Origin of the sequence: Actinophytocola sp., assembly GCF_036402745.1 — a bacterium.
GTDB lineage: Bacteria > Actinomycetota > Actinomycetes > Mycobacteriales > Pseudonocardiaceae > Actinophytocola.
Genome location: NZ_DASWSJ010000042.1, coordinates 1 through 20,888 on the forward strand (window position 1 = coordinate 1; position 20,888 = coordinate 20,888).

Sequence of the window (20,888 nt, forward strand, 5' to 3'; positions counted from 1 at the left end):
CGGTCGATGAAGCAGGTGGCGGCGTCGGCGGCGCCCACCCGTTTCTGGATGACCCGCACGACCTCGAGGACCCGGGTGGTGTCGCCCACGCGGGCGCGGACCTCGTCGCCCGCGGAGACGGTCGTCGCGGGCTTGGCGGGGTGGTCGTTGACGCGCACGTGCCCGCCCCGGCAGGCCGCGGCGGCGTCCGGTCGGGTCTTGGTCAGCCGGACCGCCCACAGCCAGCGATCCACTCGGGTGGACTCCACAGCACCCATGATGGCCTGTCACCCCGCCGGCGCGCACTCGCCGGTCAGGTGACGTTCTCCAGGACCACGGCCAGCCCCTGGCCGACGCCGATGCAGATGGCGGCCACCCCCCAGCGGTGGCCGCCCTCGCGGAGGACCTTGGCGAGCGTGCCGAGGATCCGGCCGCCCGACGCGCCGAGGGGGTGGCCGATCGCGATGGCGCCGCCGCGGGTGTTGACGATCTGCGGGTCGACCTTCCAGGCGTCCAGGCACGCCAGCGACTGCACGGCGAACGCCTCGTTCAGCTCGACCGCGCCGACGTCCGGCCAGCCGATGCCGGCCCGATCCAGCGCCCGGTTGGCCGCCTCGACCGGCGCGTAGCCGAACCGCTGCGGCTCCAGCGCGCTGGCCCCGCGGCCCGCGATCCGGGCCACCGGCGGGCGGCCGAGGCCGGCGGAGCCGGAGCCCAGCAGCACGGCCGACGCGCCGTCGTTGAGCGGCGACGCGTTGCCCGCGGTGATCGTGCCGTCCGGGCGGAACGACGCCTTCAGCCCGGCCAGCTTCGCCACGCTCGTGTCCGGCCGGATGCCCTCGTCCCGGGTGAGGCCGGCGACGGGCACGGTGAGGTCGTCGTAGAAGCCCGCCTCCCACGCCGCGTGCGCGAGCTGGTGCGACCGCTCGGCGAACTCGTCCTGCCGGGCGCGGGAGATGCCGAACTCCTCCCGCAGCTGCTCGTTGGACTCGCCGAGGGAGACCGTCCACTCCTCGGGCATCGCGGGGTTGACCAGCCGCCAGCCCAGCGTGGTCGACACGGCGGTGACGTCGCGGGCCGGGAACGCGCGGTCGGGCTTGGGCAGCACCCACGGCGCGCGGGTCATCGACTCGACGCCGCCGGTGACCACGATCTCCGCGTCACCGCTCTCGATCGCGCGGGACGCGGACATCGCGGCGTCGAGGCTCGAGCCGCACAGCCGGTTGACGGTGCTGGCGGGCACGGTCACCGGGTAGCCGGCGAGGAGCACGGCCATCCGCCCCACGTTGCGGTTGTCCTCGCCGGCGCCGTTGGCGTTGCCGAGCACGACCTCGTCGACGGCACCGGGGTCGAGCGCGGGGGAGCGGTCGGCGATCGCGCGCAGCACGGTGGCGGCGAGGTCGTCCGGGCGCACCTTGGCCAGGGCGCCGTCGAACCGGCCGAACGGGGTGCGGACCGCGTCGTAGACGAATGCGTCGCTCATGCCCCCAGTCTCCCGGAGAGTCGGGGAAGTCGTGCTGTGACGTCCGCCGGGTCAGATGAGGCCCTCGCGCAGGGCGTAGGCCACCGCGTGGGCGCGGTTCTTCAGCTGGAACCTGTTCGTCACGTCGTGGAGGATGCTCTTCACCGTGCGCTGGGAGTAGCACAGCTTGTCCGCGATCTCCTTGGTGGACATGCCGGACGCGACCAGCCGCAGCACCTCGCCCTCCCGGTTCGTGATGCCCGCCAGCCGCAGCCCCCGCGGCTCGAGCACGTGGCGCTGCAGCCGCGACACCCGGTTGAGCAGCCGGCCCAGCAGGTCCGGCGGCAGCGCGCCCTCGCCGGCCGCGGCCGCGGTCACCAGGCGCACCAGCACCTCCGGCGTGCTGTCCGCGCGCCGGGCCACCGCGCAGACCCCGGCCTCGACCGCGGTCAGTACCTCCGCGTCCGCCAGCTCCCCGGTGATGAGCACGATGCGGGTGAAGCCCCGCCCCTGTAACGCCTTCAGCAGCCCGGCGGTCCGTTCGTCGAACCGGTCCGCCGCGACCAGCGCGACGGTCCGCGACGCCTCCGCGTCCTCGTCGACCAGCCACAGCTCCGGGCGCGTGCGCAGCGCCAGCTGGATGCCGTTCTGCAGGATCGGGTCCGTCGCGCGGGCGATGACCTGGGTGCGGGTGGTGGTTGCCAACATTGCTGTTCCCCAATTCACACGAGTCGGTCGGCGTAGCCGATGACGTTGTCGAGATAGCTGCGGGCCACGCGGTCGAACGCGCCGCCGCAGGTGATCAGGCGCAGCACCGGGTCCGGGGTCGGGCGCCAGATCCGGGCGGCGGGCAGGTGTCGCCGCACGGCTCCGGGTTGGCGAGATCCGTTGCGGGCAGGTCGATCCGCGGCTTCGGCGGGCGGCGCGCCGAGCACGAGGGCGCCGAACAGGATGGTGCCGGCGACCGTGAGACTCCGGGCCGGTGCGCGGTTCTTCATCGTGTTCCTCCTGGGGTGACGGTGTGTCGCCCGGTAGGAGTCACGACCTTCGCGAGGCCTTACAACTTTCCCGCGGAACTTTTCTCAGCCGATGAACGGACAGGGATTGACGGTGAGCCTGCCGCCCGTGGGCGGGGCCGGGTTCCCGGCGGCATCGGCGGCCGCGATGGTCCAGGAGACCGTGCCCGACGACGGGAACGGCCCCAGCGTGCCGGTCCACTGGTTGCCGTTCCTCGACATGGCCGCGCTGCCCGGACCGTCCGGCCCGGTCCAGCTGAGAATCACCGAGGCGACGCCCACGTTGTCGGCCACGAGTGCGGAGACCTGGCTCGTGGTCGGGTCGCAGAGGGCGGCGTTCTGGTTGATCGTGCTCGGCGAGGCGGCGGCCCGGCCGATGGTGGGCGGGGTCGTGTCCCGGGGCGGGTTCGGGGGACTGGGCGGGTCCTGGACGATCGGGCTGTCGGTGGTCGTGATGGTCCGGTCCGTCGTGGTCTCGACCGGCGTCGTCGTGGTGGTCGGCGGCGCGGAGCTCGACGAGCCGGGGGCGCTGCTGCTCGGCCCGCTCGACGACGTCGAGACGCCGATCGGCACGTCCAGGCCCAGCGGCTCACCGGGCACCGGCGTGTTTCGCAGGTAGACCGCCGCACCGCCGGCGACCAGCAGCGCCAGCACCGCGACCGCCGCCGCGATGATGCGCAGCCGCCGGCGGGCGGCGGCGTCCGGCGGGTCCGCGACGTGGTCCTCGGCGTCGTCGTCGGCGTCGGCGAAGGAGTCCGCGGCGGCGGGCGGCGTCACGGCCTCCGTCACCTGGGTGGCCGGTTCGGTCTCGTACGCGGCCAGGTCGACCTCGTCCATCACCCGGTCCCGCAGCCAGACCGGAGCCGGCAGCAACGGCACGGCCGCGAGCAGCGCGAACGGGCTGACCATGATCCGCCGGCGGCTCGAGCAGACGTCGCACAGGTCCACGTGCCGGGCGACCCGCTTGCGCATCAGCGGCGAGTAGCGACCGTCCCAATCGGACAGCAGAGCGTCGAGCCCGGCGCAGTCCGCACGGCCCTGGCGGGCGATCAGCAGCGCGCCGAGCGACCGCTCGACCTGGTCGCGCAGGCGGGTGAGCAGCACGTAGGCGTGGCCGGCGCTCACGCCCATCGCCTCGCCCAGCTCGGCCCCGTCGAGGCCTTGCCGTACGTGCAGGTCCAGCAACGCTCTGTCCCGTTCGGACAGCCCGGCGGCGGCGCTCCACACGAGCTCGCGCAGTGCCCCCTGCTCGGCCGCCCGGTCCGGTCCCGGATCGGTGTCCGCCATGTCTCCCACCTCGTCGAGCACGACCCGTTGCCGCGCCCGGACCTTGCGTAACGCCACGCTTCGCGCGACGGCGTACAGCCAGGGCCGGAGCCGGTCGGGGTCGGTCAGCTGAGCGAGCCGCTGGGCGAGGAGAACGAAGGTGTCCTGCACGGCGTCCGCGGCCTCGTCGCGGTCGCGGAGCACGGACCAGCAGAAGTCGTGCAGCCGGTCGGCGTAGCGGTCGTACACGGCCGCGAACGCCTCTCGGTCGCCCGCCAGCACGCCAGCGACGAGTTCGGCGTCGGTGGGGTCGGTGAGCGCGCTCACCAGCGGGTCCTGCGCACGATTTCCGGAACCTCCGGGTCCAGTTTCTGACGGCGGCTTGCTCCGGTAGGAGCACTTGCGGGGGAGAACCTTACGATTTCTTCATGGGGACAGCGGCCGAACCGTACGACCGGGTGACGGCGTTCGGCAACCAGTTGGTGCAAACCCATATCCGGCTGCGCGAGCAACTCGATCGGTTCCGTGCCGGCGAGGGGATGCCGGCCGCGGACCTGCGCACCCACTGCCTCACGTTCTGCGCGGTGCTCACCCGCCACCACGAGGCCGAGGACGACGGCGCCTTCCCGGTCCTGGCCAGGGAGTTTCCCGAGCTGGCGCCGGTGCTGGCCGAGCTGCGCCGCGACCACGTCCTCGTCGCCGACGCGATGCGCAGGCTCACCGGGCTCCTCGACAGCGGCGATGACACGCGGCAGGAGATCGACACGCTCGCCGCGCTGCTGGAGACCCACCTGGTCTACGAGGAGAAGAAGATCGTCGCCGCCCTCAACGCGCTGCGCCCCGGCGCGGCCGACGCGGCGGTGCTGACCCGCGCCACGACCTTCCCCGAATAGCATCCGGGCCATGGCGACCGACCGAGCGGCCTTCGCCGCGTGGATCGACGGGTACGAGCGGTCCTGGCGCAGCGCGGGCACCGACCACCTGCGCGCGTTGTTCACCGAGGACGCCCGCTACCGGCACTCTCCGTACGAGGAGCCGATCGTCGGGCTGGCCGCCATCGCCGCCGACTGGGAGCAGGAGCGCGACGGGCCGGACGAGGTGTTCACGATGACCGCGGAGATCGTCGCGGTCGAGGGCGACACCGGGGTGGCCAAGCTGCTCGTGCGCTACGGCGATCCGGTCGACCAGGAGTTCCAGGACCTCTGGCTGGCCCGCTTCGCCGCCGACGGCCGCTGCGTGGTGTTCGAGGAGTGGCCGTTCTGGCCGGACCAGCCGTGGAACCCCCAGCCCGGCCGGTAGGCCGCGCGCCGCGCCGCGGGTTGTCCACAGCGGCGGCCCCGACCGCCCCGGACCGTCGGTGCTCGTCGTTACGCTGGATTCCGGGGGCCGGCGGCCGGCATGACCGGCCGCACGCTGGCTCCTCCCCGCCGTCGCGGCGGTCGGCGGGGTGCTCTTCGTGATCACCGGCCAGGCCGTCATGTGGGTGCTCGGCGCCGTTCTCGCCTGCCGGGCCGGGCACGCGCCCGTCACCCCGTCGGCTCAGGCCAGCACCACCGTGAACCGCCAGTCGAGCACCGGCCGCGCCGCCGCGCCCCCGGCCCGTGCGTCCACAGTGGACCGCAAGGAGACCAGGCCGCCGGCCGGCAGCGGCTCGACGCCGGTGACCTCGACCCGGCTGGACAGCGAGTCGCCCTCGTGGACCGGGCCGGGGTGGTCGCAGGAGGCCCAGCCGGCCACCGTCACGATGTTCGGGACAGCCCGGCACGCCTGGGACAGCGCCACCCCGACCGTGTGGCCGCCGTACACCAGGCGCTGCCCGCCCGCGGCCACCTCGTCGTGGTGGGCCATCGCGATGTTGACGGTGAGCCGGGCCAGCTCCGGCGCGCTCGACACCACGTCCGCGCCGACCACCTGCCACGACCGGCCCACCGTCATCGCCGCGAAGTGCTCGCCCGGCACCCGCGCGCGGAACCGGGCCAGGTCCCAGCCGGCCAGCGACGGCGCGCCGACCTCGGCCGCGCCGAGCGTGGTCAGGTCGTCCCGGTGGCCCGTCGGCTCGGTGGAGCGCAGCGGCAGCATCGCGCAGCGCCAGAAGTCCAGCACCGGCCGGTCCTCCTGGTCCACGGTGGTGATCCGCAGGGCGGCGAGCCCGGTCGGCGCGCGGCCGGGCTTGCGGGTGTTCTCCCGCAGCCCGACCACCTCGGTGACCGTGCGCAGCGTGTCGCCGATGACCGGGTACCGGTGGAACGCCAGCCCGCGGTAGAACAGGTTGGCCCGCACGTGGTGGGTGACCAGAGTGGACTGTCCGATCGCGACGTCCCAGACCAGGGCCGGGTGCGCCAGCGGCCCGGCGCCGGCCACGTCCCGGGCCAGCGCGTGGTCCAGCGGCAGCCGCAGCCGGTCGCCCAGCACCGCCTGGTGCACCGCCGCGTGGCCCTCGGTGAGCGTCACCCCGGGCGCGCCGTCGACGCGGTCGCCCACCGCGAGCTCGTCGAAGTACGGGCCCTCCGATTTATCCGGCCATATCATGCTGACGACCCTAGGCTCGCTTGACACCTGGGACAATCGTGAGTGATATTGGCCGTACATTTGACCCGTGGACAGGTGGCGATGACTCCGTGCTGAGCCAAGAGGAACAGAGCATCGTCGACACCGTGCGGGAGTTCGTCGACCGCGACGTCCGGCCCGTCGCGCGGGAGCTCGAGCACGCCGACACCTACCCCGAGCAGCTCATCGAGCAGATGAAGCGGCTCGGCATCTTCGGTCTCGCCGTACCCGAGCCCTACGGCGAGGTGGCCGTGTCCGCGCCGTGCTACGTGGCGGTCACCGAGCAGCTCGCGCGCGGCTGGATGAGCCTCGCGGGTGCGATGGGCGGGCACACCGTCGTCGCCAAGCTCCTCGACCGGTTCGGCACCGACGACCAGAAGCAGCACTACCTGCCGCGGATGGCCACCGGCGAGGTCCGGGCCACGATGGCGCTCACCGAGCCCGGCGGCGGCTCGGACCTCCAGGCGATCACCACCACCGCACGCCGCGACGGGGACGGCTACGTCGTCAACGGCACCAAGACGTGGATCACCAACTCGCGCCGCTCCCAGCTCATCGCGCTGCTGTGCAAGACCGACCCGCACGCCGAGCCGCGGCACGCCGGCATCAGCATCCTGCTCGTCGAGCACGGCCCGGGCCTCACCGTCTCCGCCGACCTGCCCAAGCTGGGCTACAAGGGGGTCGAGAGCTGCGAGTTGTCCTTTGTGGACTTCCAGGCGCCCGGGCCGGTGTTGCTCGGCGGCGCGGAGGGCCACGGGTTCGCGCAGATGATGAAGGGCCTGGAGATCGGCCGGATCCAGGTCGCGTCCCGCGCGCTCGGCGTCGCCCGCGCCGCGCTCGACGACGCGCTGCGGTACGCCCAGGAGCGGGAGAGCTTCGGCAAGCCGATCTGGCAGCACCAGTCGATCGGCAACTACCTGGCCGACATGGCCACCAGGTACACCGCCGCGCGCCAGCTCGTGCTGCACGCCGCGCGGCGCTACGACGCGGGTGAGCGCTGCGACCTCGAGGCGGGCCTGGCCAAGCTCTTCGCCTCCGAGACCGCCATGGAGATCACGCTGAACGCCATGCGCATCCACGGCGGCTACGGCTACTCCACCGAGTTCGACGTCGAGCGCTACTTCCGCGACGCGCCGCTGATGATCCTCGGCGAGGGCAGCAACGAGATCCAGCGCAACGTCATCGCCGCGCAGCTCGTGGCGAGGGGGTTGTGATGCCCGCGCGCACCGAGGCGGCCTACGCGATGCTCGCCCGCACGCTGCGCGGCGCCATCCTGCGGGGCCGCTACGCCGACGGCGGGCGGCTGCCCACCGAGGCCGAGCTCGCGACGGAGTACCGGGTGTCGCGCCAGACCGTGCGGCGCGCGTTCCAGGATCTCGTGTCCGAGGGCATGGTGCGCCGGGTGCCCGGCCGGGGCACGTTCGCCGCGCCGCGGGGCGAGCCGTACCTGCGCCAGTTCGGGTCGATCGAGGACCTGCTGGGCCTCTCGCTCGACACCCAGCTCGAGGTGCTCACCCCGCTGCGCCGCCAGGTCGACATCGACGCGGCCAGCCGGCTTCGGCTCGACAGCGACGTCGTCTACCGGCTGGTCTTCCGCCGCCTGCACAACGACGTGTGCTTCTGCCTGACGACGGTGTACCTGCCGCCGGACATCGGCGCGACGCTCGCCGCGCTGCCGTCGCTGTCCACGCCGGGTGCGCTGAGCGAGGTGACGATCATCGGCATGATCGACGCGCACACGGGCACCGTGGTCGCCGAGGCCGAGCAGAGCATCACCGCGGTCGCCGCCACCGACACGGTGGCGCTCACGATCGACGGCCGCCCGGGGGACCCGCTGCTGCGCGTCGACCGCAGCTACCTCGACTCCACCGGGCGCCTCGTCGAGCTCGCGACCAGCTACTTCCTGCCGGAGCACTACTCCTACCGGGTGCGGCTGAGGCGCGGGCCGGCCTGACCGAACCACGTCTCCAGCGCGTCGCGCAGGCCGTCCGCCGAGTCGTCGGTGGCCCAGGCGACGTAGCTGTCCGGCCTGACCAGCACGGCCGCGACGGGGGTGTCGGCGCGTGCGGTGACGACGTCGACCCGGTCGGCCCACCCCGCCGCCGCGTCGGCGATGTCCTTGCGGCCGGCCAGGTTCAGCAGGATCGGGCGCGCCGGGCGGAGCAGCTCGGCGATGCGCCGGCCGTCGTGCAGGGTCAGGTCGGGCACCCACCGGCCGGCCATCGGGTGCGGGTCCGCCGTGGCGTACCGGATGTCGGCGCCGGCCATGAGGTCGGCGAGGTGCCGCGCGGTGGCGCGGTCGTGGAGCAGCTCGGTCATCAGCTCCCGCAGCGCGGTGACGTTCGGGCCCGGTTGGAGCAGGGCCAGCTGCGCGCGGGTGTGCATGATCACCCGCAGACCGACCGGCTGGCGCTCGGACTCGTAGGTGTCGAGCAGGCCGGGCGGGGCCCACCCGCCGACCGCCGCGGCGAGCTTCCAGCCGAGGTTGAGCACGTCCTGCATGCCGAGGTTCAGCCCGGGCCCGCCGACTCCACTGTGGACATGCGCGGCGTCGCCGGCGAGGAACACGCGGCCGTGCCGGTAGCGGTCGGCCTGCCGGGAGTTGACGCCGACCGTGCGCCGCAGGGCGCCGGTCGTGGCCCCGGTCATCGTCTCGCTCATCGGGAGGTCGGTGCCGAGGACCCGGTTGACCGCGTCCCGCAGCTCGGCCAGCGGGATGTCGTCGTGCTCGGTGGCCGGCTCGGCGCCCCACTCGAAGACGGACACGCGGTAGCGGCCGGGCTGGAACATCCCGTAGGCGAACATGCCGGTGTCGGTGCGGGTGAAGGTCGCGGGGCGCAGCCGGCCGAGGCCGGGCACGTCGAGCTCGCCGGTGCCGACGGCGACCGGTGCGGCGATCTCGACCTGGCCGGTGCGGCTGACGAAGCCGTCGTCGGTGATGCCGGGGAAGCCGATGCCGCACTGCTTGCGGACGACACTGCGCCCGCCGTCGGCGCCGACGAGGTACTTCGCGGCCAGCTCGTAGGGTCCGTCCGGGCCGTCGATCTCGGCGGTCACCCGGTCGTCGTCCTGGTGCACCGCGCGGAGCTCGTGGCCGCGCCGGAGGTCGACGCCGAGCTCGCGGGCGCGGTCCTCCAGCAGCTCCTCCAGCCGCCGCTGCGGGACGGGCAGCGCGTAGAGCGAATGCTCCATTGTGGACAGATCGAGGGGGAGCGCGCCGAACTGGAAGCCGGGCATCGGCACCGGGGGAGTGGTCGAGCCGCTGAGTCGTTCGTAGAGGCCGCGGTGGTCCATGGCCTGGACGACGCGGCCGACGAGCCCGTTGGCCTTGGGCATGGTGGGTCGTTCGGCGAACCGCTCCAGGACCGTGGCGCGGACGCCGGCGAGGGCGAGCTCGCCGGCCAGCAGCAGGCCGTTGGGGCCGCCGCCGATGATCAGGACATCGGACATGGGGACGCCTCCTTGCGCCGCCGGTGGTTGCCGGCGGGGTGCGGTGTTCGGTGAGGTCAGGCCGAGGGGTCGGGCAACCCGGCGGCGATCTGGCGCAGCGCGTCCTCGAGGAGCGGCGCGAGGGGCACCGGCGGGTTCGCGCGGACCCACTGCTCGGTGGCGGCCTGGTTGGCGGCCCCGATGGCGGCGGCCACGAGCCGCGGGTAGAGGTCGGTGGGCTCGGTGCCCGTCCGCTCGGCGATGGCGACCGCGCATTCCTCCGCGGCCTTGGCGCCGGCCTTCAGAAACTCGCCGAGCAGGGCCGGCTCGTCCATCATCAGCCGTACCCCGGCCGTCCACTGTGGATCCGGCTGGTCGTGCTCACCGCCCGCGTGCGCCACGACGGCCCGGGTGATCGACTCCCAGAGCGGCTCGCTGCGTGGCCGCTCCCGGATGCGGTCGGCCGCCTGGCGCGCCCGGTTGAGATGCCGCCAGGCGATGGCCTCGGCCTTGTTGGAGAAGTAGTTGTTGAACGTGCGCGGCGAGACCCCGGCAGCGGCCGCGATGTCCTCGACGAGCACCTGATCGAGCCCACGCTCCACGGTGAGCCGCAGGGCCGCCCAGCTGAGGGCCTCCTGCGTCTGCAGCTTCTTCCGCTCCCGTAGTCCGCTCATGTCACCACAGTAGCCCGAACTTGCGTGTCCCGCAATATTACGTGCCACGCAGTTTTCCGCTGATCGGACGGCTCGGTCCCGGCGGACGGACGTCTCGGGTCGTCGTCGACGGGGGTTCCGGGTGTTGCGAGCGCACGGCGCGGGGCGATGATCGTGGTGGCGACGCCATCGCGCTCTGCGTCCACGAGTTCCTCGGCATGCGGATCCTGCGCAGCGCCTGGGTGAACCTCGACCGCGGGTGGGCGGTGGTGCTCGTCGGCGCCGGCTCGGCGACCTGCGTGGCGGCGCTCGTCTGAGCGGACGCTCCGTCAGATCGTCGGGTCGTCCTTGCGCAGGCCGTCCAGGATCCGCTGCATCACGGTGTTGTTGAGGTCGGCCGCGTCGTCGATCTCGGCCGAGCGCCTGGGCGCGGCGCGGGTGGTGCCGCGGCGGGGCAGGGGCACCACCGTCGCGTCCAGGCCGGTGGGCAGCGGCAGCTCACACCAGATGAGCTGGCGGCCCCGGCCCATCGTGGTGACGCCGCTTCTCTTGCCGCCGAGGCTGCGCGGCACGGTGAGCTTCGGTGTGTGCCGGTCGTCCTCGACCTCGATGGCCACGGCGTCGCCGCGTAGCCGGAGCCGGACGGTCATCATCGTCGGCGTCGCGCCCTGCACGACGCTGCCGATGACGGCGTGTACCAGTTTTTTGGCCGTGTCGGAGACATCGTCGACCATCGAGGGCACGTGCCACTCGGTGAGTGTGAAGCGCACGAAGAGATCGGCGCAGTTCACAGCGCTAGGCATCGCGACGAGTCGAAGATCGTCGACCTGCGCGGTCTGATCGTGCACAGGAACCTTCCACCTCAACGGCAGGCAACCCGGCAGATCCTGCCGCGAACTTGGCCCACATGCAACAGTGCTGGTCAGCGGCTCGAGCGCCGAACGCGGAGCGTCACCAGGGTGATCGCGGCCACAAGAATCGCTCCGCCGAGTGCCCAAACCCACCACGGCGCACCGCCTTCGGCCGCCGTCGCCGCTGTCGCCGTTGCCGCCGCTGTCGGCGGGGGCGGCTCGGTCGTCGTCTCGGCCGCTGCCGCGCTGGACTCGGGGGCGGGCCCGCTCGGCGGGGTTGTCCCCGAGGGGGTCCTCGTCGTGGTGGCCGCCGGTGCGGCCGGCACGGCGACGGCCATCGTGAACCGGATGGAGCCGCTGATCGCGTGGCCGTCGGTCGACCGCAGCCGGTAGACCAGGGTGTACACGCCCGCGGGGCCGGCGGCCCGGACGTCGGCGAGCACGGCCGAGCCCGTGACGGTCGGCGTCGCGACCTGCCAGGTGACGTTGCCCGGCCCGATGATCTCGACCGGGTTCGCCGCGAGCGTCACCGGCTGGTCGAAGACGAGCTGGACGGTGGGCGGCGCCGCGGGGATGGTGGAGCCGTTCGCGGGTGTGCTGGAGACCAGCTCGGCGTGCGCGAACGCCGGCGTCGCGGTCACCACCAGCGCCAGCGCGCCGAGCGTCAACGCGGCGGCCAGGTGTCGAACGAGCACGGCGACTCCATTCACGGCGATCGGGCGCACATCGTCGCATCGCCGCCGGCTGGTGGGATCGGCCCAGTCCGCGTGGCGCCCACCTTGGCTCTGGGACCCGGCCAATCCGGGCAGCGCCTACTCGCCCAGGAAGCGGCTGAAGAGGGCCGCGGGGCGGAACTCGCGGCCGGTGCGGTCCTCGCGGTCGTCGGCCACGGACATCACCTTCAGGCCCGCGTTGATGGCCAGCCAGCGCAACGGTTCCGGCTCCCAGCGGGGAGACCGGTGGCCGACCCAGGGGAGCGTCGTCAGGTCGCTGTCGGTCTCCGTGATCAAGGCGGCCAGGGTCCGGCCGGCCAGGTTGGAGGTGCCGACGCCGTCGCCGACGTAGCCGCCGCCCCACGCCAGGCCTGTCGCGCGGTCGAAGCCCACCGAGGCGGTCCAGTCGCGCGGGACGCCGAGCGGGCCGCCCCACCGGTGGGTGATCGGCGGGTTCGGGCCCAGCGCGGGGAACAGCTCCACCAGCGTCGACTCGATCGCCGCGTGGACGCGGGCATCCCGGTCGAAGGACGGGGCGACCCGGGAGCCGAAGTGGTACGGCGCGCCGCGACCTCCGAACGCCAGGCGGTCGTCGGCCGTGCGCTGGCCGTAGATGATCATCCGGCGGAAGTCGGTGAAGGTCTCGCGGCGGGCCAGGCCGGCCGCCGACCAGAACGACGCCGGCAGCGGCTCGGTCGCCACCATCAGCGAGTACAGCGGCGCCAACGTCCGGCGCAGGCCGGGCAGACCCGACGTGTAGCCCTCCGTCGCGCGGACGACCACCGGCGCGCGCAGCGTGCCGCGGTCGGTCACCACCGCGCCCGGGCGCAGCGACAGCGCGGTCGTCCGCTCGTACACCGGCACCCCCCGCCGCTCGACCGCCTCGGCCAGGCCGCGCACCAGCAGCGCCGGCTGGATCGCCGCGCAGGCCGGCACGTACACGGCCCCGCGCACGTCCGTCGCGCCGCATCGCGCCCGCGCCTCGGCGGCCGGCAGCCACGACGCGTCGATGCCGAACTCCGCCGCCGACGCCAGCTCCGCGCGCGCCCGGGCCGCCTGCACCGGCGTCCGGGCCAGCGACACCGTGCCGCCCTTCGCGTAGTGGCAGTCGATGCCCTCGGCCGCGGCCACCCGGCCCACTTCGTCCACAGTGGACTCCATGGCGCGGGTCAGGGCCAGCGCCGCCTGCCGGCCGTGCCGCCGGGCGACAGCGGTGGGCGACACGGGGAACAGCGCCGAGCACCAGCCACCGTTGCGCCCGCTCGCCCCGAACCCGGCGACCTGCGCCTCGACCACCGCGACGCGCACCGACGGGTCGGTCACCGCCAGGTAGTACGCCGTCCACAGGCCGGTGTACCCGGCCCCCACGATCGCGACGTCCACCTCGGCGTCACCGGGCAGCGGCGCCCTCGGCGTGCGGTCCAGGGTGGACAGCCACAGGCTCAGAGCCGGCTCCACGCCTCGGTCAGCACCGACCGCAGCACCTGCTCGATCTCCGCGAAGTGCGACTCCTCGCAGATCAGCGGCGGCGCCAGCTGCACCACCGGGTCGCCCCGGTCGTCGGCCCGGCAGTACAACCCGTTCTCGAACAGCGCGCGCGACAGGAACCCGCGCAGCAGCGCCTCCGCCTCGTCGTCGGTGAACGTCTCGCGGGTCTCCTTGTCCTTCACCAGCTCGATGCCGAAGAAGTACCCGTCCCCGCGCACGTCGCCCACGATCGGCAGGTCGTACAGACGCTCCAAATAGGACCGGAAGAGGTCGGAGTTCTTGCGCACGTGCGCGTTGAGGTCCTCGCGCACGAACAGGTCCAGGTTCGCGAGCGCCACCGCGCTCGCCACCGGGTGCCCGCCGAACGTCACGCCGTGGGCGAACCAGTTGGTGCCCTGCCGGAACGGCTCGGCCAGCCGGTCGCTCACCAGCATCGCCCCCAGCGGCACGTAACCGCTCGTGAGGCCCTTCGCGCAGGTGATGATGTCCGGCTGGTAGCTGTACCGCTGTGCGCCGAAATACTCGCCGAGCCGGCCGAACGCGCAGATCACCTCGTCCGACACCAGCAGCACGTCGTGCCGGTCGCAGATCTCCCGCACCCGCTGGAAGTACCCGGGCGGCGCGGGGAAGCAGCCGCCCGAGTTCTGCACCGGCTCGAGGAACACCGCGGCGACCGTGTCGGCGCCCTCGAACTCGATGGCCTCCTCGATGCGGTCCGCGGCCCACCGGCCGAACGCCTCCGCGTCGGTCCCGTCCGGGCCCGCGGTGCCGGCCGGCGCGCGGTAGAGGTTCGTGTTCGGCACCCGGATCGTCGACGGGACCAGCGGCTCGAAGTCCGCCTTCAGCCCCGGCAGCCCGGTGATCGACAGCGCCCCCATCGACGTGCCGTGGTAGGCGATCGACCGGGAGATGACCTTGTGCTTGGTGGGCTTGCCGGCCAGCTTGAAGTACGCGCGGGCGAGCTTCCACGCGCTCTCGACGGCATCCGAGCCGCCGGTGGTGAAGAAGACCTGGTTCAGGTCACCCGGCGCCAGCTCGGCCAGCCGCTCGGCCAGCTCGATCGCCTTCGGGTGCGCGTAGGACCAGATCGGGAAGAACGCGAGCTCGCGCGCCTGCTTGGCCGCGGCCTCGGCGAGCTCCTCGCGCCCGTGCCCGACCTGCACCACGAACAGCCCGGAAAGCCCGTCGAGGTAACGCTTCCCGTTCGTGTCGTACACGTACGGTCCCTCGCCGCGGGCGATCGTGGGCACCGGGGCGTCCGCGTAGGACGACATCCGGGTGAAGTGCATCCAGAGGTGGTCGGCGGCATGGGAGTCGGTGCTGGCCATGAGACGGTTATCGCACACAAATCCGGCCGTGACAAGTCTCGGGACAAATGAATCCGCAGAAGAGTGCGATGTTCACAACGGATTTCGTATCAGGGGGTGCCCCACGAGTAGGTCTGCTTCCGCAGCTTCAGGTAGACGAACGCCTCCGTCGTCGCCACCCCGGGCACCGCGCGGATCTCCTTGAGGATCTCCAGCAGGTGGTCGTCGTTGCGGGCGACCACCTCGACCAAGAGGTCGAACGAGCCCGCGGTGATCACCACGTAGTCGACCTCGGCGATGCCGGCGAGCCGGTCCGCGGTCTCCTCGAGGTCCGAGGACGTGCGCAGGCCGACCATCGCCTGGCGGGGAAAGCCCAGCTGGAGCGGGTCGGTGACGGCGACGATCTGCATCACCCCGGCGTCGAGCAGCCGCTGCACCCGCTGGCGCACGGCCGCCTCGGACAGCCCCACCGCGCGGCCGATCGTGGCGTAGGGCCGCCGGCCGTCCTCCTGCAACTGCTCGATGATCGCCTTGGCCACGTCGTCGAGCAGCGCGTGCTGGGCGCCGTCCCGCACGACGAACCGGCGCTCCGATGCGGACTCCGCCATCTGGTCCTCCCTTGTTACGCCGGTGATTCTGGCGTATTTCGTTGCGTAGTGCGACTGTGACAACGGAATCCCTTGTTACGAGCGTCACTCCGTGTCAGTATCAGTCGCCATGCGAACCAGAGAGCATCCCCCGCTCTCCCCCGAGGCGGCCGCGGTACGGCGAGCGATGTCCGAAGGGCGCCGTGGGTCCGGTGGCGCGTCCCGCAGGACCGTACTGCGTGGCCTGCTGGGCGTGGGCGCGTTCGCGGCGACCGGCAGCGTGCTCACCGCGTGCGGGATGCCGGGCACCCGGCAGGACCCGGCGAGCTGCCGCGCCGCGGACCGGTCCACGAGCGACAAGAAGCTCGTCGTCTCCAACTGGCCGCTCTACATCGACGTCGCCGAGAACGACGAGAGCAAGCGGCCGACCCTGGACGCCTTCATGGCCCGGTCCGGGATCCAGGTGACGTACCAGGAGGACGTCAACGACAACAACGAGTTCTTCGGCAAGGTGCGCAACCAGCTGTCCGCGTGCCAGGCGATCGACCGCGACGTCATCGTCCTCACCGACTGGATGGCCGCGCGGCTGATCCGCCTGGGCTGGGTGCAGCCGCTGCGCAAGGACAAGCTGCCCAACGTCGAGGCGAACCTGCTGGACTCGCTGCGCGGCCGCCCGTGGGACAAGAACACCGAGTACGCCGTGCCCTGGCAGACGGGCCTGGCCGGGATCGCGTTCAACGGCAACGTCACCAAGGAGGTCCGCACCGTCGACGAGCTGCTGACCCGCCCGGACCTCAAGGGCAAGGTCACGATGCTGTCGGAGATGCGCGACACGATGGGCCTGCTGCTGCTCTCGATCGGCAAGGACCCGTCGAACTTCTCCGAGGACGAGTTCGACCAGGCGCTGACCACGCTGCAGCGGGCCGTCGACTCCGGGCAGATCCGCCGGTTCACCGGCAACGACTACGCCCAGGAGCTCGCCAAGGGCGACATCGCGGCGTGCGCCGGCTGGTCCGGCGACGTCATCCAGCTCAACTTCGAGGACGACAAGGTCCAGTTCGTCACGCCGGAGTCCGGGGTGATGCTGTGGTCGGACAACATGCAGGTGCCCAACGAGGCGACGCACCAGGCGAATGCCGAGGCGCTCATGAACTACTACTACGAGCCGTCCGTCGCCGCGGAGCTCTCCGCGTGGGTCAACTACATCTGCCCGGTCAAGGGCGCGCAGGCCGAGATGGAGAAGATCGACCCGGAGCTCGCCGCCAACCAGCTGATCTTCCCGGACGAGTCGGTGCTGTCGACGTCGAAGGTCTTCATGGCGCTGAACGAGGCGCAGGAACGCATCTTCGAGCAGAAGTTCCAGCAGGTGATTGGGGCATAGGGAAATGGTTGACGACCTCGTTCTTTCCAACGTCACCAAGCGGTTCGGCCCGTTCACGGCGGTCGACGACCTGAGCCTGACCGTGCCGCAGGGCTCGTTCTTCGCACTGCTCGGGGCATCCGGGTGCGGCAAGACCACGACGCTGCGCACGGTCGCGGGGCTCGAGGAGCCGACCTCGGGCACGATCCGGCTGGGGGACCAGGACATCACGACGCTGCGGCCCTACCGCCGGCCGGTCAACACGGTCTTCCAAAGCTACGCGCTCTTCCCGCACCTGTCCGTCAAGGACAACGTCGCGTTCGGGCTGCGCCAGCGCGGGGCCAAGGACGTGGCCGGCAAGGTGACGACGATGCTCGAGCTGGTGCAGCTCGGCGGGTACGAGAACCGCAAGCCCGCGCAGCTCTCCGGCGGCCAGCAGCAGCGCGTCGCGCTCGCCCGGGCGCTGGTCAACGAGCCACGGGTGCTGCTGCTCGACGAGCCGCTCGGCGCGCTGGACCTCAAGCTGCGCCGGCAGATGCAGATCGAGCTCAAGCGGATCCAGACCGAGGTGGGCATCACCTTCCTGCACGTCACCCACGACCAGGACGAGGCCATGTGGATGGCCGACACGGTCGCGGTGATGAACGAGGGCCGCATCGAGCAGCTGGGCGCGCCGACCGACATCTACGAGTTCCCGTCCTCGCCGTTCGTGTCGAACTTCCTGGGCCAGTCCAACCTGTTCGCCGCCGAGGTCGCCGGCCGGTCCGGTGCGGACCTCGCGCTGACCGCGCACGGCGCGCGGTTCGCCGCCCCCGCCGGGCGCGCGCACGCGACCGAGGGCCGGGTGTGGCTCGGCGTGCGGCCGGAGAAGGTGCGGCTGGCCGCGCCGGGCGAGGACCCGCCGGCCGGCCACAACCAGGTGCGCGGCGTGCTCACCGACACCTGCTACGCAGGCGTGAGCACCGAGTACCTGCTGAGGACCCCGTGGGGCCAGGAGATGTCGGTGTTCTCGGCCAACGCGTCGCCGGGTGAGCCGATGTCGCCGGGCACCGAGGTGATCGCGCACTGGTACCCGCCGCACTCGTTCGTGCTGGACCGGCCGGCGGGCCAGGGTGACGACGTGACCCAGTACTCGGCCGACCCGCTGGGTGTGGCGCCGTGACGGCTCTGGTCGGCGCGGCCGCCGGCGGCGCCGGGCCGGGCACGCCGCCCGAGGTCGAGCCCGTCGCCGAGCCGGTCGCCGGCAAGAAGCGGCGGCGCTGGACGCCGTACCTCCTGCTGCTGCCGGGCGGGATCTGGCTGCTGCTGTTCTTCGTCGTGCCCTCGATCCAGCTCGCCGGGACGAGCCTGTACGACCGCGCGGGCAGCCTGGAGAACGGGTACAGCCAGACCTTCGCGTTCGGCAACTACCTCGACGCGATCCAGGCGTACTGGCCGCACCTCGTGCGCTCGGCGGTGTACGCGGGCCTCGCGACGATCATCTGCCTGGTGCTCGGCTACCCGCTCGCGTACGCGATCGCGCAGAAGTCGGGCCGGTGGCGCAACCTGTTGCTGGTGTGCGTGATCGCGCCGTTCTTCACGACGTTCCTGGTGCGCACGCTCGCGTGGAAGTCGATCCTGTCCGACAACGGCTGGCTGGTCGGCTTCTTCCGCGGCCTGCCGTTCGTGCCGGACGACTTCCGGCTGCTCGCCACGCCGACCGCGGTGGTGTGCGGGCTGGTCTACAACTTCCTGCCGTTCATGGTCCTGCCGCTGTACGCGAGCCTCGACCGGCTCGACGGCCGGCTGCTGGAGGCGTCGCGCGACCTGTACGCCACGCCGGTGGCGACGTTCCGGAAGGTGACCCTGCCGCTGTCGATGCCGGGCGTCATCGCGGGCACGCTGCTGACGTTCATCCCCGCGGCCGGCGACTACATCAACGCCGAGCTCCTCGGCACGCCGAACGAGTACATGATCGGCAACGTGATCGACTCGTCGTTCCTGGTGCGGCTGGACTACCCGCAGGCGGCGGCGTTGTCGTTCCTGCTGATGGCGACGATCCTCGTGATGGTGTTCTCGTACGTGCGCGCGGCCGGCACCGAGGAGGTGGTCTGAGGTGTACCGCTTCTGGCGCAGGGTGGCCGACCACTGGGTCATGACGGTCGGGCTGCTGGTGCTCGCCTACCTGTTCCTGCCGATCGTCGTGGTGCTGCTGCTGTCGGTGAACCGGCCGTCGAACCGGCTGTCCTACGACCTGTCCGACCAGTGGACGCTGGACTACTGGCTGCACCCGTTCAACACGGCCGGGATCGGCGACGCGCTGCGGGTGAGCGTCGGGATCGCCCTGGTGGCAACGCTGATCGCGACGGTGCTCGGCACGCTGATGGCGTTCGCCCTGGCGCGCCACCGGTTCCGCGGCCGCGGCGGCACCAACGTGCTGATCTTCCTGCCGATGGCCACGCCCGAGGTCGTGATGGGCTCGTCGCTGCTCGCGTTGTTCGTCACGCTGCAGATCCCGCTCGGGTTCTGGACCGTGGTGATCGCGCACATCCTCTTCTGCCTCTCGTTCGTCGTCGTGACGGTGAAGGCGCGGCTCGCGGGCATGGACCCGCGGCTGCAGGAGGCGGCGATGGACCTGTACGCCAACGAGTGGCAGACGTTCCGGCGGGTGACGCTGCCGCTGGTGCTGCCGGGCATCGCGGCGGCGGCGATGCTGTCGCTGTCGCTGTCCTTCGACGACTTCATCATCACCAACTTCAACTCGGGCACCACGGTGACGTTCCCGATGTACGTGTGGGGCGCGGCGCAGCGCGGGATTCCCCGGCAGGTCAACGTGATCGGGACCGCGGTGTTCCTGCTGGCGTTCGTGCTCGTGGTGATCGTGCAGCTGCGTGGCCGGCGCCAGGCCCGGCTGTTGGGGGTCTCGTGATGCGGGTGTTGCAGGTCGGCGCGGGCAGCGTCGGCTCGGCCGCGGTGTCCATCGCGACGCGGCGGCAGTTCTTCTCGTCCTATGTGGTCGCCGACTACGCGGCGGACCGCGCCGCCGCGGCCGTCGCGTCGGTGGCCGACCCGCGGTTCTCGTCCGTGCGGCTGGACGCGTCGTCCGCGGCCGACGTCGCCGCGCTGTGCCGGGAGCGCGGGATCACGCACGTGCTGAACGCGGTCGACCCGCGGTTCAACATGCCGCTGTTCGAGGGCGCGCTCGCCGCGGGGGCGGACTACCTGGACATGGCGATGTCACTGTCCACACCGCACCCGACGCATCCCTTCAGCCGCACGGGCGTGAAGCTGGGCGACGACCAGTTCGCGGCCGCCGAGGCATGGGAGACCGCCGGCCGGCTGGCGCTCGTGGGGATCGGCGTCGAGCCCGGCCTGTCGGACGTCTTCGCGAGGTACGCGGCCGACCACCTGTTCACGTCGATCTCCGAGATCGGCGTGCGGGACGGGGCCAACCTCGTCGTGGAGGGCCACGACTTCGCGCCGACGTTCTCCATCTGGACCACGATCGAGGAGTGCCTGAACCCGCCGGTGATCTGGTCGCGGGACCGCGGCTGGTACACGACCGAGCCGTTCAGCGAGCCCGAGGTGTTCGACTTCCCCGAGGGCATCGGCCCGGTCGAGTGCGTGAACGTGGAGCACGAGGAGGTCCTGCTGATCCCGCGCTGGGTCACGGCCGACCGGGTGACGTTCAAGTACGGCCTGGGCGACGAGTTCATCGAGGTGCTGCGGACCCTGCACAAGCTGGGCCTGGACTCGACCTCCCCGGTCCAGGTGGGCGGGGCGTCGGTGGCCCCGCGTGACGTCGTGGCCGCGTGCCTGCCCGACCCGGCGGGCCTTGGCCCGCGGATGACCGGGAAGACGTGCGCGGGCACGTGGGTCCGCGGGGTGGGTTTGTCGGGCGCCCCGGAGGAGGTCTACCTCTACCACGTGGTGGACAACGAGTGGTCGATGCGCGAGTACGGCCACCAGGCGGTGTCCTGGCAGACGGCGATCAACCCGGTGGTCGCGCTGGAGCTGCTGGCGTCCGGGACATGGTCGGGGACGGGCGTCCTCGGCCCGGAGGCCTTCGACCCCGTCCCGTACCTCGACCTCCTGAAGGACTACGGCTCTCCGTGGGGCCTGCGTAAGTCCTAACGGGACGTCTCGTAACCGGCGTGCGGTTACGGCACGGCCCCCGCGGGCGGCAGGTGGCAAGAGAGGTTCGGCACGTAACCGGATCCACCGACAAACGCACCGACCTCCCTTGCCGAA

Annotated in this window: 22 protein-coding genes; 9 read left to right on the plus strand and 13 right to left on the minus strand. The window is 72.2% G+C overall.

Going from position 1 to position 20,888, the window contains the following annotated elements; genetic code table 11:
• The 5 genes from VGD70_RS04205 to VGD70_RS04225 form a co-directional block, all read right to left on the minus strand.
• Positions 1 to 248 (minus strand): RNA-binding S4 domain-containing protein (locus tag VGD70_RS04205; protein WP_331078338.1); only part of this gene is annotated, 248 nt, incomplete at its 3' end.
• A 44-nt stretch (positions 249 to 292) separates the two neighbouring features.
• Positions 293 to 1,462: a thiolase family protein gene (locus tag VGD70_RS04210; protein WP_331078287.1), complete on the minus strand. Its 1,170-nt coding sequence runs from the start codon at positions 1,460 to 1,462 to the stop codon at positions 293 to 295.
• 51 nt (positions 1,463 to 1,513) lie between these two features.
• Positions 1,514 to 2,146 (minus strand): response regulator transcription factor, encoded by a 633-nt coding sequence (locus VGD70_RS04215; protein WP_414637890.1) that lies wholly within the window; start codon positions 2,144 to 2,146, stop codon positions 1,514 to 1,516.
• Positions 2,147 to 2,163: 17 nt separating this feature from the next.
• A complete protein-coding gene (locus VGD70_RS36900) occupies positions 2,164 to 2,439 on the minus strand; it encodes a hypothetical protein (protein WP_414637888.1) in 276 nt (91 codons plus the stop codon).
• 84 nt (positions 2,440 to 2,523) lie between these two features.
• The gene (locus tag VGD70_RS04225) at positions 2,524 to 4,050 is read right to left on the minus strand and encodes a sigma-70 family RNA polymerase sigma factor (protein WP_331078290.1); all 1,527 of its coding nucleotides are present in this window, start codon (positions 4,048 to 4,050) and stop codon (positions 2,524 to 2,526) included.
• 101 nt (positions 4,051 to 4,151) lie between these two features.
• Between VGD70_RS04225 and VGD70_RS04230 the strand changes: the two genes are divergently transcribed.
• Both VGD70_RS04230 and VGD70_RS04235 read left to right on the plus strand, forming a co-directional pair.
• The gene (locus tag VGD70_RS04230; protein WP_331078292.1) at positions 4,152 to 4,616 is read left to right on the plus strand and encodes a hemerythrin domain-containing protein; all 465 of its coding nucleotides are present in this window, start codon (positions 4,152 to 4,154) and stop codon (positions 4,614 to 4,616) included.
• A gap of 10 nt (positions 4,617 to 4,626) precedes the next feature.
• Positions 4,627 to 5,022, plus strand: coding sequence for a nuclear transport factor 2 family protein (locus VGD70_RS04235; RefSeq protein WP_331078294.1), 396 nt, complete (start codon positions 4,627 to 4,629; stop codon positions 5,020 to 5,022).
• Between the two features lie 240 nt (positions 5,023 to 5,262).
• On the opposite strand, the gene VGD70_RS04240 is transcribed toward VGD70_RS04235, so the two are convergent.
• A complete protein-coding gene (locus VGD70_RS04240; RefSeq protein ID WP_331078296.1) occupies positions 5,263 to 6,252 on the minus strand; it encodes a MaoC family dehydratase in 990 nt (329 codons plus the stop codon).
• 89 nt (positions 6,253 to 6,341) lie between these two features.
• On the opposite strand from VGD70_RS04240, the gene VGD70_RS04245 reads away from it, so the two are divergent.
• Together VGD70_RS04245 and VGD70_RS04250 are read left to right on the plus strand one after the other, a co-directional pair.
• Positions 6,342 to 7,484 carry an acyl-CoA dehydrogenase family protein gene (locus tag VGD70_RS04245; RefSeq protein ID WP_414637889.1) on the plus strand — a complete coding sequence of 381 codons (1,143 nt, stop codon included), beginning with the start codon at positions 6,342 to 6,344 and terminating at the stop codon, positions 7,482 to 7,484.
• Positions 7,484 to 8,224 (plus strand): GntR family transcriptional regulator, encoded by a 741-nt coding sequence (locus VGD70_RS04250; RefSeq protein WP_331078298.1) that lies wholly within the window; start codon positions 7,484 to 7,486, stop codon positions 8,222 to 8,224. The genes VGD70_RS04245 and VGD70_RS04250 overlap by 1 nt, the downstream gene beginning before the upstream one ends.
• Here the strand turns inward: VGD70_RS04250 and VGD70_RS04255 are convergent.
• From VGD70_RS04255 to VGD70_RS04285, 7 genes are all read right to left on the minus strand, one after another.
• The gene (locus VGD70_RS04255; RefSeq protein WP_331078300.1) at positions 8,191 to 9,720 is read right to left on the minus strand and encodes an FAD-dependent monooxygenase; all 1,530 of its coding nucleotides are present in this window, start codon (positions 9,718 to 9,720) and stop codon (positions 8,191 to 8,193) included. The two genes, VGD70_RS04250 and VGD70_RS04255, sit on opposite strands and share 34 nt — an antisense overlap.
• A 56-nt stretch (positions 9,721 to 9,776) precedes the next feature.
• Positions 9,777 to 10,373: a TetR family transcriptional regulator gene (locus tag VGD70_RS04260; RefSeq protein WP_331078302.1), complete on the minus strand. Its 597-nt coding sequence runs from the start codon at positions 10,371 to 10,373 to the stop codon at positions 9,777 to 9,779.
• A gap of 308 nt (positions 10,374 to 10,681) precedes the next feature.
• Positions 10,682 to 11,155, minus strand: a complete 474-nt coding sequence (locus VGD70_RS04265; RefSeq protein WP_331078304.1) for an ATP-binding protein — start codon at positions 11,153 to 11,155, stop codon at positions 10,682 to 10,684.
• A gap of 119 nt (positions 11,156 to 11,274) precedes the next feature.
• On the minus strand, positions 11,275 to 11,898 hold the full coding sequence (locus VGD70_RS04270; protein WP_331078305.1) for a copper resistance CopC family protein: 624 nt from the start codon (positions 11,896 to 11,898) through the stop codon (positions 11,275 to 11,277).
• A gap of 117 nt (positions 11,899 to 12,015) precedes the next feature.
• Positions 12,016 to 13,374 (minus strand): FAD-dependent oxidoreductase, encoded by a 1,359-nt coding sequence (locus VGD70_RS04275; RefSeq protein ID WP_331078306.1) that lies wholly within the window; start codon positions 13,372 to 13,374, stop codon positions 12,016 to 12,018.
• Positions 13,359 to 14,732 (minus strand): aspartate aminotransferase family protein, encoded by a 1,374-nt coding sequence (locus tag VGD70_RS04280; protein WP_331078308.1) that lies wholly within the window; start codon positions 14,730 to 14,732, stop codon positions 13,359 to 13,361. Before VGD70_RS04280 ends, VGD70_RS04275 begins: the two co-directional genes overlap by 16 nt.
• 89 nt (positions 14,733 to 14,821) lie before the next feature.
• Positions 14,822 to 15,319, minus strand: coding sequence for an Lrp/AsnC family transcriptional regulator (locus VGD70_RS04285; RefSeq protein WP_331078310.1), 498 nt, complete (start codon positions 15,317 to 15,319; stop codon positions 14,822 to 14,824).
• A 109-nt stretch (positions 15,320 to 15,428) separates the two neighbouring features.
• On the opposite strand from VGD70_RS04285, the gene VGD70_RS04290 reads away from it, so the two are divergent.
• From VGD70_RS04290 to VGD70_RS04310, 5 genes are read left to right on the plus strand one after another with little or no spacing between them, the layout of a single operon-like run.
• Entirely contained in the window at positions 15,429 to 16,679 is a 1,251-nt protein-coding gene (locus VGD70_RS04290; RefSeq protein WP_331078312.1) for a spermidine/putrescine ABC transporter substrate-binding protein, read from the plus strand.
• A 4-nt stretch (positions 16,680 to 16,683) separates the two neighbouring features.
• Entirely contained in the window at positions 16,684 to 17,820 is a 1,137-nt protein-coding gene (locus VGD70_RS04295) for an ABC transporter ATP-binding protein (protein ID WP_331078314.1), read from the plus strand.
• Positions 17,817 to 18,752, plus strand: a complete 936-nt coding sequence (locus tag VGD70_RS04300; RefSeq protein WP_331078316.1) for an ABC transporter permease — start codon at positions 17,817 to 17,819, stop codon at positions 18,750 to 18,752. The genes VGD70_RS04295 and VGD70_RS04300 overlap by 4 nt, the downstream gene beginning before the upstream one ends.
• Before the next feature lies 1 nt (position 18,753).
• Positions 18,754 to 19,566 (plus strand): ABC transporter permease, encoded by an 813-nt coding sequence (locus VGD70_RS04305; RefSeq protein ID WP_331078317.1) that lies wholly within the window; start codon positions 18,754 to 18,756, stop codon positions 19,564 to 19,566.
• Entirely contained in the window at positions 19,566 to 20,771 is a 1,206-nt protein-coding gene (locus VGD70_RS04310) for a saccharopine dehydrogenase family protein (RefSeq protein ID WP_331078319.1), read from the plus strand. Before VGD70_RS04305 ends, VGD70_RS04310 begins: the two co-directional genes overlap by 1 nt.
• Positions 20,772 to 20,888 lie beyond the last annotated feature (117 nt).